General features: G+C 68.1%; 12 protein-coding genes. 7 read left to right on the forward strand and 5 right to left on the reverse strand.

Features of this window, described 5'->3' with window-relative positions; all coding sequences use genetic code 11:
* Positions 1–40 precede the first annotated feature (40 nt).
* The 4 genes from EG812_RS12655 to EG812_RS12670 all read left to right on the forward strand — a co-directional run bounded on the left by EG812_RS12655 (position 41) and on the right by EG812_RS12670 (position 4610).
* Positions 41–943 (forward strand): alpha/beta hydrolase family protein, encoded by a 903-nt coding sequence (locus EG812_RS12655; protein ID WP_126711644.1) that lies wholly within the window; start codon positions 41–43, stop codon positions 941–943.
* 74 nt (positions 944–1017) lie between these two features.
* Positions 1018–1674 carry a hypothetical protein gene (locus EG812_RS12660; protein WP_126711645.1) on the forward strand — a complete coding sequence of 219 codons (657 nt, stop codon included), beginning with the start codon at positions 1018–1020 and terminating at the stop codon, positions 1672–1674.
* Between the two features lie 33 nt (positions 1675–1707).
* Positions 1708–2610: a cellulose binding domain-containing protein gene (locus tag EG812_RS12665; RefSeq protein ID WP_126711646.1), complete on the forward strand. Its 903-nt coding sequence runs from the start codon at positions 1708–1710 to the stop codon at positions 2608–2610.
* A gap of 461 nt (positions 2611–3071) precedes the next feature.
* On the forward strand, positions 3072–4610 hold the full coding sequence (locus EG812_RS12670) for a DEAD/DEAH box helicase (RefSeq protein ID WP_286047713.1): 1539 nt from the start codon (positions 3072–3074) through the stop codon (positions 4608–4610).
* A 44-nt stretch (positions 4611–4654) separates the two neighbouring features.
* Here EG812_RS12670 and EG812_RS12675 read toward each other — a convergent pair whose 3' ends face one another.
* The 5 genes from EG812_RS12675 to EG812_RS12695 form a co-directional block, all read right to left on the reverse strand.
* The gene (locus EG812_RS12675; RefSeq protein WP_233579466.1) at positions 4655–4912 is read right to left on the reverse strand and encodes a DivIVA domain-containing protein; all 258 of its coding nucleotides are present in this window, start codon (positions 4910–4912) and stop codon (positions 4655–4657) included.
* Positions 4909–6105 carry an FAD-binding oxidoreductase gene (locus EG812_RS12680; RefSeq protein ID WP_126711649.1) on the reverse strand — a complete coding sequence of 399 codons (1197 nt, stop codon included), beginning with the start codon at positions 6103–6105 and terminating at the stop codon, positions 4909–4911. The genes EG812_RS12675 and EG812_RS12680 overlap by 4 nt, the downstream gene beginning before the upstream one ends.
* Entirely contained in the window at positions 6102–6365 is a 264-nt protein-coding gene (locus EG812_RS12685) for a hypothetical protein (protein ID WP_126711650.1), read from the reverse strand. The genes EG812_RS12680 and EG812_RS12685 overlap by 4 nt, the downstream gene beginning before the upstream one ends.
* A gap of 201 nt (positions 6366–6566) precedes the next feature.
* Positions 6567–7376, reverse strand: coding sequence for a hypothetical protein (locus tag EG812_RS12690; RefSeq protein ID WP_126711651.1), 810 nt, complete (start codon positions 7374–7376; stop codon positions 6567–6569).
* Between the two features lie 61 nt (positions 7377–7437).
* The gene (locus EG812_RS12695; protein WP_126711652.1) at positions 7438–7908 is read right to left on the reverse strand and encodes a glycine-rich domain-containing protein; all 471 of its coding nucleotides are present in this window, start codon (positions 7906–7908) and stop codon (positions 7438–7440) included.
* 326 nt (positions 7909–8234) lie between these two features.
* Between EG812_RS12695 and EG812_RS12700 the strand changes: the two genes are divergently transcribed.
* The 3 genes from EG812_RS12700 (at position 8235) to EG812_RS12710 (ending at position 12327) form a co-directional block, all read left to right on the forward strand.
* A complete protein-coding gene (locus EG812_RS12700) occupies positions 8235–9539 on the forward strand; it encodes a helix-turn-helix domain-containing protein (protein WP_233579467.1) in 1305 nt (434 codons plus the stop codon).
* Positions 9540–9574: 35 nt separating this feature from the next.
* On the forward strand, positions 9575–10462 hold the full coding sequence (locus EG812_RS12705; protein WP_286047714.1) for a phosphotransferase: 888 nt from the start codon (positions 9575–9577) through the stop codon (positions 10460–10462).
* Positions 10463–10728: 266 nt separating this feature from the next.
* The gene (locus tag EG812_RS12710; protein ID WP_126711654.1) at positions 10729–12327 is read left to right on the forward strand and encodes a restriction endonuclease; all 1599 of its coding nucleotides are present in this window, start codon (positions 10729–10731) and stop codon (positions 12325–12327) included.
* The last annotated feature ends 3 nt before the right edge of the window (positions 12328–12330 follow it).

Consider the following 12330-nt stretch of genomic DNA (forward strand, 5'->3'; position numbering starts at 1 on the left):
AACGCCGATCCGCTTACCTCTCTGCTGAGGAGTAACAGTAATGAGCATCCCCCAGCACCTGCCCAGCCCGGTGGTCTCGGTACGCCCCGTGGTGCTGCCGGCGCCGGCCCGGGGCACCGACCTTCAGGTCCGCATCACCGCCCCGATCTCCGGGAGCGGGCTGCCGATCATCGTCTTCGCCCACGGCTTCGGCGCCGACATGGACAGGTACGCACCGCTCGTCGATCACTGGGCGGGCCACGGCTTCGCCGTGATCCAACCCACCCACCTCGACGCGCGGACCCTCGCCATCGGCCCGGACGACCCGCGGTACCCGGAGATCTGGCGCATCCGGGTCACCGACCTCACGCAGGTCATCGACTCGCTGAAAACGATCGAGGCAGCCGTCCCCGGCCTGGACGGACGACTCGACCACCAGCGCATCGCGGTCGCCGGCCACTCCTGGGGCGGCCAGACCGCAAGCATGCTGCTGGGCGCCCGGGTCCTCGACGCCGACGGCGTACCCGGCGAGGACATGACCGACCCACGGGTCACCGTCGGCGTCCTGCTCGCCACCACCGGCACCGGCGGCACCGACCTGTCCCCGTTCGCCGCCGAACACTTCCCCTTCATGAGCCCCGACTTCGCGGGCATGACCACGCCCGCCCTGATCGTCGCCGGCGACCAGGACGACTCACCGCTGTCGGTACGCGGACCGGACTGGTTCACCGACCCGTACCACCTCAGCCCGGCACCGAAGAGCCTGCTCACCGTGGTCGGCGGCGAACACTCGCTGGGTGGCGTCTCCGGCTACGGCGTCACCGAGACCACCGACGAGAGCCCGGAACGGGTCGCCCTGATCCAGCGGGCCACCACGGCGTACCTGCACAGCGCCTTCAACCCGCAGGACCCGGCCTGGTCGACAGTCGATCCCGGCCCGCTGGGCCAGATCGAATCCCGCTGACCCGTCGCCGCGTCGCTGGTGATCTCGGCTGTTCCGCCGATGAGATTCCCCAGCGACGCGGCGACGATCAACCGATGCGACCAGAGCACCCGCAGCACGTACCCGATCGCGCCGGCCCGTCCGGCGTCGAGGGCAGGTGGCAGGTCGTCCGCTGGCGGCACGCCCTGGCGGTTCCCGCACCGCTGATCGCGATGGTTCTCGGCGCCGCGATGGCCACCCAATGGGAGGTCGGCGGCGGCCGAGCCATCTGGTCCCTACCCGCTCCGGCGCGATGGATGGCCGAGAACCTCCCGTTGTTCGCGGGGTCGGAGCCGGCGTGGATCTGGCGCGGGCCCTTCTTCGTCTCGATGCTGCTGACGCTGCCGCTCGTCTGGACGGTGACCCGCCACGCCACCGCGACACCTCGACGCCTCACCAGGTACGGGCTCCTCGCCGCGACCATCGCGATCGGCCTCGAATACAACAGCCCCGGGTACGGGTGGGTGTTCGACCTCGTGGCCCTGTTGACGGCGCTGGTGGGCACCGTCTGGTGCGGGGTGCAGGGGCTGCGTCGCGGGGTGCTGCCACGCCGGGTCGCGTGGGCGCTCGTCGCCGCACTGCCGCTGACGCCACCGGCCGGCTTCCTCACGTTCTGGTACCTGCCGCCCGGCCTGACCATGGGCATCCTGCTCGCCTGGGCGGCTGCCGCCATCGCCGCCGGTCGCGACGAGCGCGACACCCCTAACCATTGATAAACATGCATGTAACTCTCTAGCATTCTCACCATGCGTGCTCGTCGCTTCACCCTCGTCGCGTTCCTCGCCGCCACGCTGGGGCTCACCGGCACGGCCATCGCGTACGCGGCCGACGACCCGGTCATCCTCACCACCCCCGGCGCACCGGTGGTGGTGACCAACGAGCCGCACCTGCTCACCCTGAGCTGGGCACCATCGACCTGGATCGGCGAGCCCGGCGCGACGCCCATCCGGCACGAGGTCCGGGCGTGGCTCGGCCCCAACACCTACCGCAGCCTCGGCACCACCACCGGCACCGAGCTCACGCTCACCGACCTGGCACCCGGCACCGAATACCGACTCACCGTCTGGGCCTCAACCAACGGCGGATACTCCCTCGACTCACCGCAGATCCCGGTGCGCACCGCGTACGGGAAGGCCAGAGTGAGCTACCACAACATGGACTGGTCACCCACCGACAACCAGATCCAGCACGCCCTCCAGATCGTCAACACGGGCACCACCCCGCTGGACCTGACCGAGGTGCGGGTGCGTTACCACGTGACGTTCGAGGGCGGGAACACCTCACTTGTCACCAACTGCGACTGGGCCGCGATCGGCTGCGCCAACGTGCAACGCCACGTTCAGTTCTTCCCGCTGCCCCAACCGCCACCGCCGCCGACCCGCACTCCGACCCCGACTCCGACTCGGACGGTCCTGCCGCCGCACGGTACGTCGATCCCCGGCTGGATCGAGCTGACCTTCGCCAGCGGGACACTGGCCCCCGGCGCCTCGACCGGCCCCATCCAGCTACGCCACCACCGCCAGAACTGGACGGCCATCGACGAGCGCGACGACCCCAGCTGGCAGCAGAGCACCGGCGGCTGGACCGAGAACAGCCGCATCACCCTCGACGTCAACGGCACCCGCGAATACGGCGACACCAACGCCTAAACCGCTCCGCCCAAGGCGGTACGGCCACACGGCCCGTACCGCTGATGGCACCGGGTGCCCGCCGTAGATCTTGGTACGAAATCGCCCTTCCGGGGGCGGTTTCGTACCAAGATCCGCGCTTCAGAGGCGTAATTCGGTGACAGCGGAGATGGCGAGAGTCCGCCTTGTTCAGGGGGCGACGCGGACAGGGCTCAGCTCAGGCGTCGCGGTTGGGGATCAGCCGGCTGAAGCGTGGATTTCAGCGGTCAGCACCAGGACGTCCTTCGCATCCTTCAAGTTGCCGCTCACAGCCCGGGCGACTCCACGCAGCCGATGCTCCTGATCTCCTTGCGCAACACATAATCCGCCCTCGCCCAATGCGCGCTCGAAGCGACATCCGGCTGATATGACCTATGTGGACGGATGTGCAAGGCTAGGGCGTGCAGCGATCCCAAATCGAGTCAGCGCTGCGGCAGTTGCTTGTGGAGCAGCCAGGCCAGAACAAGCGGCAGTTGCTCGCTGGGCTACAGCGCAGGGGTCTACCCGTATTGACGACAACGGACGTCAACCGGACGTTGTATGCCAGAAGGACGACGTTCGCCCATGACGGCGACACCCCACCGCGCTGGTACCTGAACACCTCATCGGGATACGACGGGGTTGCAACTCTCGCGACGACAGTCCTGCCTCGCTGCTATGACGGCAACCCGCCGCGATCCTGGCAGACCGAGGCGTTGGCCGTTTGGCAAGCCCGAGGGCGACGAGGCGTCGTGGAGGCTGTAACCGGCACCGGCAAGACGGCGGTCGGAGTGCTGGCAGCAGCCGCCGCAGTGGATGTTGGTGAACGCGTGCTGGTGCTGGTGCCCGGGCGTGAGCTGCTCGACCAGTGGTACAGCGTGCTACGACGTGACCTGCCGGGTATCCGGGTCGGCCGGTTCGGGGACGGCCACAAGGACAGCCTCTACAACCACTGGATCGTCGTGGCCGTCGTCAACTCGGCGGCCAAATACCAGATGTTGCCGGCGGGTACCCCGGGCCTGCTTGTCGCCGACGAAGTGCATCGGTACGGCGCACCCACATTCGCTCAAGCCCTCGAGCCGGGCTTTCATGCGCGCCTGGGGCTGACCGCGACCTATGCGCGTGAGGACAGCGGCTTGGCCGAGCGCCTGGAGCCGTACTTCCGCAGTGTGGTGGCGGGTTGCAGCTACGAACGTGGGTTGACCGACGAGATCCTGGCCCCGTTCCGCGTCGGGTTCCTCGGCACAGACTTCACCCCAGACGAACGAGCAAAACACGACGAGTACGACGAACGCGCCACGGCCCTCCGACGCCGGCTGATCCTCGACCACGGCTGCCCGGATGAACCGTTCGGTGAGTTCATGGCCGCCGTGAACCAACTCAGGCAGGGCGGCCACCCAGACGCCCGTGCAAGGGACGACGCCCGCAGCTACCTGAGCGCGTTCAGCAAGCGGCGCCAACTGTTGGCCGATTGCCGCCGCAAGCACGAAGTACTTGCCTCGCTGACGCCGATCTTTGCGCTGGCGGACCGTGGGCTGGTCTTCACCGAGACAACGACCAGTGCCGAGCAGGCGGCCAGCGTGTTGTCCGGAAAAGGCTTGCCAGCGTTGGAGATCACCAGCGAGCTGAAGAGAGATGAGCGCAAGCAGCGCCTGGAAGCCTTCAAGAACGGGCATGTCAAAGTGCTGACCGCTCCACGCATCCTGGACGAGGGAATTGACGTTCCGCAGGCGGACGTGGGTGTGATCGTCGCGGGAAGCCGGAGCAAGCGCCAGATGATCCAGCGCATGGGTCGAATCATCCGCCCGAAGCAGGACAGGCGTGCGGCAACCTTCCTCGTCCTTTACGTCACGGATACCGCAGAGGATCCCGGCAGGGGAGCCCATGAGGACTTCCGTGAGCAACTCATTGAGGTCGCCCAGGATGCGGTCGACTTCGGGCCGCATGCAACCGCGGCGGACGTGTTTGCCTGGTACTACCAGGGCAGGCAGCAGATCAGCTGATCGAACGTCGACTAGCGCTCACGGCGACCGTACGAACCCGCTGGTCAGGGGCTAAGTCTTCGGGCTGTCTCGGCCGACTGCCAGCTCCGCAGCGCGTTCTTGATCCGCCGGTTCTCGGCGCGTACCTCGGCGAGCTGGCGCGACCGCTCCCCCAGCTCGTAGGCGAGCCGGTGCAGCAGGGCGTCGACCTCGTCGACCTGGTAGCCGCGGCGGGCCAGCCGGGTGCGGGGCAGGGCGAGTTCGGTGATCCCGTCCGGGGTCAACGGGCCGCAAAGGGCGTTGTGGCTGCGGTAGACCGTCATTGCCACGGAATCCGTTCCGGCAGATGGATCCGCTCGCCCGGCACTCCGGCGGCGAGCAGCCGCAACCGTGACCCGGCCAGCATCGCCGGCGGTCCGCACACGTACACCTCGTGCTCGGGGCGCAGATGGTCGAGGGCGACGGTGAGCGCGTCGCCCCGCTCCCCCGGCTCGGCCAACTCGTCGTGGGAGAAGGTCGGCACGATCGTCAGCCAGTCGTGGCGCAGCTTGTCGAGGGTGATGGCGTCGTACAACGCCTCGACCGAGCGTGCTCCGACGACCAGGGTCACCCGCCGGCCGTCCGGGTCCGCGGCGACCTGCTCGACCAGGGCCCGCAGCGGTGCCAGCCCGGTGCCGCCGGCCACCAGCAGCAGGTCACGCCCGTCGCCCAGGCTCAGCCCGGTATCCGTGGGCGGGCCGAGGTGGAGCAGCTCTCCGGGGCGTACCTCATGGGCCAGGCTGGCGGAGACGACGCCGCCGGGGACCGCGCGGACGTGCAGCTCGACGGTGCCGTCCGGGCGCGGCGCGTTCGCCGGGCAGAGCCAGCGCCACCGGCCGGGCCGGCGCGGCGTGCACACCGGCACCGCCTGGCCACACTGGTACGGCAGCCGCAGCCACGGCCGTACCGTCAGGATGGCGACCCCGTCGCAGGGCCGGTCGTGGCCGATCACCTCGGCCGGCCACCAGGCCGGGCCGTCGCCCGCCCGCGCGGCGGCCCGCTCGACCTCCGACCAGGGCACACCGGTCTGTAACGCACCATCGATGACCGCAGCGTGCGCCGGGTGCAGGCCATATCGACGGTACGCACGGCCGAGCACCGCCAGCAGCGCCAACCTGTTCGGACCGTCGACGCTGGTCGTCAGCTGGCGCAACGCGGCGTGCAGCAGCGGGGCCGCCCGCTCCGGCAGCAGACCCGGGAAGCGGTCCTCCACCGCCTCCCAGAAGCTCGCGACACTCAGGTCCCGGCGCGTTCTCAGGACCCCCATGAGGTAGTCGACCGCCCGCCGATGCTGCGCCTCCGACCAGCCCAGGCCCGGAACCTCGGGCTCGCCGCCGGTCCCGCTGGTCAGCGACCGCGCCAGGTGCGCCTTCAGCCGATCCCAGTCCACCCCGATCAGGTACGCGGACAGCTCCGCGTCCGCCGCCACCAGACTCAGCCAGCGGCCGACCGCCTCGCGTGCCTCCCCCTCGGTCATCGTGCGTGGTCCTCGGTCTCGCGCTGGTCCTCGGCTTCGCGCTGCTCCCCGTTGAGCTGCTCGGCGGTGAGGCCGGCGGCTTCGAGAGTGGTGTGGCCCCAACGAGCCAGGCGGCACGGGTACGGGACACGTTCGCTGCGGCAGAGCAAGCCCTGCGGCCAAGGCTCGGGTGCGTGAACGCGAACCGCCAGCGCGGCGAGGGCCAGGTCCTCGTCGGTGACCGGGATGAGAACGGGAAAGTCGGCGAGTACGGCGGACATCGGCGGGCGCCTCCGGTGGTGTGCTGCATGGAGCGGCACCGGGGCGGGCGGGGACAGCGAATCCGCGATCGGGGGACGCGGTACGCCGGAGCCAGCACCCGCCCCGGGCCATGTGCCCAATCTCGCTGTGGTTCATATGTGCTGGTATGCCGAGATGATCATGACCAGCATGCAAGATCCGTATAGGAGTGGTGACGTTGGTTAGACGGCGGTGGGTCGGCGGCTCAGCCGATAGGCGTGCCACTGGCGGGCGGCGTCGAGAAGGGGCCCGCGATGCGAGGCCGGGGCGGTACGTTGCATCCGGCCCCAGAGGCGGACCAGGGCATCGGTGAAGGCGGTGACCGCCTCGGCATCGGCGTCGGCGAAGGCGGGAATGCGGGCAGCCCAACGCTCGGCAGCGGCCGGGCTGTGGCCGGCGCGGATGAGCCGGACCAGCATGAACGCCGTGTCGATCCAGGCGGCTCCTCGGCAGGGAGCAGACCAGTCGACCAGCCGGAGCCGGTCGCCGAGCAGGAAGTTCCGGGGCGTCATGTCGGTGTGCAGCAGGGTGTCGCCGTCGACCAGCTCGGGGTTGACGAGCCCGCGCCAGCGCTCGGTGAACGGCTGCACGTCGACCGGCGGGCAGGGTGTCAGCTCCCGAGCGAGCGCCGCGAGTAGATCCGCGACCGCATCCAGATCCGGGGAACCGGGTTCCAGGCTGGGGTACAGGCCGGACGCGTACTCGAAGCCGAGCAGCAGCCACCCGTCCCGCTCGACAGTCCAGCGGAGCCGAGGTGCCGCATCGGGAAGCCACGGATTGATTCGGGCTTCCTTGCGGTAGAGCCAGGCGCCTGGGCCGTCCGCCGGTCCGCCCTTGCAGAAGACGCGCCCGGCGGAGCTGTGAAGGGTTACGGCAAATTCGCAGGTTGCGCCGTCGGACAGCGACTCGGCGTGGCTGACTTTGCCGGTGTGCCGCTCGACCCCGCGTCGCACCCCGGCGGGGAGATCGTGCCAGTGCTGGCGGCGCGGCATCGGTAGGCCCTCCCGAACGGCGGTCCCAGACAGCGTATGCCTGGAACCGCCGCCGGAGGCGTCAACGGGTCGGACTGTCGTGGCAGCCAGCGTGGCACTGGTTGCACTTCGACTGACAATCGGCGGCCCCGACCCACAGCTCCTGGTCGACGGCGAGGCCGGCGGCACGGATCGCGGCGACTGCCCGGGAAATCGGCACCCCGAGCGGTTCCGGGGCCGACGGGCCGGTTTCCTCAGCTGGCGGATCGGGCTGGTGGTGAATGAACCGTCCGGCGATGCGTTGGCAGAAGTCGGCGTAGTCGCGGGTGTGCAGGATGAACGTGTGCCAGCCGATGTCCACCAGGTCGCTCGGACCGAGTGGTTCGGTGGTGATGGCGCAGGCGGCGAGGAAGGCAAGCGCCTGGTCCATGATCCTGGCCGGTAGGTCGGCGGCCAGCTCAGGATGGTCGCGGGCGATGCGGGCAGTCAGCACGGCGAACAGCTCGTCGGAGACGAGCTCCCGGCCGGTGCCGACCCGGTCGATGGTGAGCATCCTGCTCCTTCCGTCGGTTATTCCTCTGCTGCCAGGCTGCCCAGGGCCGGTCGCGCGGCACATGACGTCATGCGAATCGTCGATATGCGTGGCACGTATACCGCGAGCCCGCAAAACGGTTTGAATGGATAGGCTCGACTGAGCACCATCGACACAGCCACACGCGAATGGCGAGGTTGCCGGTGACACGTGCGAACTGCCCCCGCTGCGGTGGGCGCCTGGCCCGCGACAACGACAGCGGACGCTGCGCACCCTGCCAGGCCGCCGAACGCGACCGCCTGAGCGTGCCACCGGAGGTCCCGGCGTCGTTCTGGTCGCATCCGCCGATGCGGGCAGCACTGGTCGAGCGGCATCTGGGGCGAGTAATCCGGGCGTACCGGCACCACCCGTACCACGGGCGGGCCGCATTGCCGCAGGCCGTCGTGGCCGGCTGGTTGGGGGTCACGCAGGCGCAACTCAGCCGGATCGAGAACGGCCCTCCGCTGGCTCACCTTGACCGGCTTTCGCACTGGGCAACACTGCTGAAGGTTCCTGCAGAGCACCTGTGGTTCGATCTGGCAGGTGGACGAGGCGGTTCTAAAAGGAAATCAACTCCTCAGCCCATCCCAGCGGTCGAAGGTCCTGATGAGAACCGGCGAATGCTGTTGGCCGGCATCGCCGCCGTCGCTGCGGGTGCGGGGCTGCTCTGCGGCAGCACCGTCTCGCAATCCCGACGAATCGGCACTGCCGATGTCGCGCGCCTGCACGCCATACTGGATCTATATCGCTCCGTCGACTACGAGTGCGGCGGCGGGGCGCTGTACCGAGAGGTAGCGCGATTCGCGGAGTCGGTCTACCGAATGCTCGACTGGTCGCATTCGGCCAGCCTGACACCGCAGCTTGTCGCCGCCGTGGCAGCAGCTCGCCAACTGGCCGGGTGGACGGCCCTGGACGCGGGCCGGCACGCGGACGCTCAGCGGCACTTCGTCGCCGGTGAACGGGCCGCAGTCGCTGCTAACGATGCGCCTCTGACCGCCATGATCCGGTATTCGCAAGCCAAGCAGCTACAACACCTACGGCACAACCGCGATGCCCTGGCCGCGCTACAGCTCGCCCACGGGCAGCTTGGATCGCAGGCTACCCCAGCGGTCAAAGCCCTTCTGCTGGGCGCGGAAGCGGCGTCGCACGCGGCTCTTGGCGACCACCAAACCGCAGAGCGTTCACTCGGCGAGGCAAGTACCCAGTTCGAGCGGATCGACGCAGAGCGAGAGCCGAGGTGGATGGCGTTCTACGACCGTGGGGAACTGCTGGCCCAGTACGGCCGCGTCTACCGCGACAAGGCCCGACAGGACAAGAAATACGGGTCGGCGGCCGTGCGCTTCGTGACCGACGCGATCGATGCCTTCGGCCCCGGGAACCTACGGAGCAGCGTGCTCAACGAGGTCGGGCTGTGCAGCGCGTTCTTTCTCGCCGATGAACCCGAGCAGGCGCTGAACGTCGGACGCCGGGTCTTGCACCAAGCCCAGAGCGTCAGCTCATCGCGGGTCATCGACCGGGTCGCCAACCTACGCCGCGATCTGGCCCGGCACCGGGAACTTCCAGAAGTTGGCGCGTTCGCCCATGACCTCGCCAGGCTCGGAGCCAGGAGGTGACCGTGGGAGCGGCAGGCCGGTTCACCGAGGCGGCGATGACAGCAGCGATGCGGCAGATCGCCGCCGAACTTGCCGTACCGTCCGACGATGCCCGGCTGCTACAGCTCACCAACAACGCCGTCTTCGCTCTACCCAAGGCGAAGCTGGTAATCCGAATTGCGCGGACTCATCGGCTCCACGACCGAGTAGCGAAGGTGACCGATCTCGCGCGCTGGTTCGCGGCCATCGACGCACCCACGATACGGCTAGCTCCGGCCGTTCAGGGGCCGGTGGCTCTGGGTAACCTGCTCGCCTCCGTGTGGACCTATGTCCCGAACACGCCCCCGGCTCCCACCGTTGACGATCTCGGGCAAGTCCTGCGGGAGTTTCACTCCCTTCCCGCTTCCCCGGTCGACCTCCCTGGGTGGGATCCGATCGGCGACGCGCGTCGCCGACTCGCCGACGCCGAAGGGCTTCGCCGAAACGAGCACGACTTCCTCTCCCGGTGGTGTGACCGCCTGGAACCACAGGTGACAGCTCTGATTCAACGGACGACCCCGCGACTCGTCCATGGGGATGCCCATGTTGGCAACCTGCTCAGAGCCCCGTCTGCCCGGGTGGTCCTGTGTGACTTCGATGCCACCTGCCTCGGCCCCTGGCAGGTCGACCTCGCCGCTGTCGCCGTCGGCGAAGCCCGTTTCGGCGGAGTCGGCAACCACGCCAGACTGGCCGCCGCCTATGGCTTCGATGTCACCACGGACCCGGGCTGGCCACTGCTCCGCGAGGCCCGCGAGTTGAAAATGATCGCCGCCGCAGTGCCACTCCTGGCAAGCTCGTCGGCCGTCGCGACAGAGTTCCGGTGCCGCATCAGGTCGGTACAGAGCAATGATCACGCTGCGCGCTGGACGCCTTTCACCGACCTCGGAACGTCGGCCACAAAGTAGCCAGCCAGCCGCCGAGGATCTGGCCCCTGGCGGAACGATCACGTTCGCTGGCAGTTGCCTGGTTGGCGATGTGCACGATTAGGACGACTTTGGACACCGCCACCGACAAATCACGAAGACTGTCCGGCACACGACAGAGCATGCCCCGATCACTTGGTATGAACGGATCTTTCACGCGGGAGACGTGGCTGCCGGCCGAATGGTCACCGCTTCCTAGCTGCTTTCCAAGGTGCGACTTTGCACCCACCTACCCCTGAAGGACAAACGTGGGCATCCTCAAGGAGTTGCAGCGGGCGCACGCACGTCAGGTGCGCGCTCAACGGCAGGCTCAAGCTGCGGCATACCGGCAACACCAGCAGTTGCAGCGGGAGGCGGAGCGGGCTATGAGGGAAGCCCAGCGTGCTGCCGTTGTGAATGAACGTGAACGCAAGCGGCTCTATGCCGAAGCGCGTTTCGCAGAGGTAGCAGCCATGAACGCGGACCTCCAGTTTCGCCTCGACGCGCTGGAGAACCTCCTAGCCGCGACGCTCGAAGTTGATGATCATATCGATTTCAGCCAGCTTAAAAAGAACGTGATCCATCAGCCGTTTAACCCCGGAAGGCTCGGGGCACCTCTGCCACCGCCGGATTGGCGCCGCTTCGAACCGTCACCGCCAGCGGGCTTGACCAAGATGTTCGGGGGGCAGACCAGGTACCAGCAGCAGCTGGCCGTCGCGCGGCATGCCTTTGCCCATGCTCAAGCGGAGCACACAACCGCCGAAGCCGAGCGCCAGCGAAAACTCGCCGCAATGCACCAGGCCTACCAGCGCCGCTGTGCCAAGGCTGACGCGGACGCTGCCGCGCACAACGCCGAGATCGATCGCTTCGCCGCCGCGTTTGCCGGCGGGGAGCCGGCGGTGGTTGTCGAATATTTCAGCATGGTGCTCGGCAACTCGGTCTACCCCGACGACTTCCCGCAGCAATACCGTCTGGCGTACGTCCCCGAGTCCAGTCAGGTGGTCGTGGAGTATCACCTGCCGACGCTTGATGTCGTCCCACCGGTTCGGGAGTACCGCTACGTCAAGGTCCGCGACGAGATCACGTCGGCCGCCCGGCCCGCAAAGGAGATCAAGGAACGGTACGCGAACCTCGTCGCTCAGGTCACGCTGCGTACCGTGCACGAGATCTTCGAAGCCGACCGTTCTGGGCTTGTTGACACGATCGTCTTCAACGGCATCGTCGACACCACCGATCCACGCACTGGGGCGTCCGTGCAACCCTGCCTGGTGACGCTCCGGACCACCCGCACGGCGTTCGGCGGGCTGAACCTCGGCATGGTCGATCCCAACTCCTGCCTGCAGCACCTCAACGCCTCGGTGTCGAAGCGCCCGGCTGAGCTGGCACCCGTCCGCCCAGTGCTGGAGTTCGACATGGTCGACAAGCGCTTCGTCGACGAGGTGGACGTGCTGGCCGAGCTCGACCAGCGACCGAACCTGCTCAAGTTGAGCCCCACCGAGTTCGAGAGCCTAGTTCAGAACCTGTTCGCGAAGATGGGGCTGGACACCAAGCAGACCCGGCCCTCCCGCGATGGCGGAGTCGACTGCGTCGCCTTCGACCCTCGGCCCATCTTCGGTGGGAAGGTGGTCATCCAGGCCAAACGCTACCGCAACACCGTCGATGTCTCGTCGGTCCGAGACCTCTTCGGCACAGTGCAGAACGAGGGTGCGTCCAAGGGGATCCTGGTGACCACCAGTGGTTTCGGACCGGCGTCGTACGAGTTCGCCTCCGGCAAGCCGCTGGAACTCATCGACGGCTCCAATCTGCTCTATCTGCTCGCCGAGCACGCGGAGGTGAAGGCCCGCATCGATCAGAGCGAGCTGGACTGATCG

It is taken from the genome of Verrucosispora sp. FIM060022, assembly GCF_003977705.1.
Taxonomy (GTDB): Bacteria; Actinomycetota; Actinomycetes; order Mycobacteriales; family Micromonosporaceae; genus Micromonospora; species Micromonospora gifhornensis.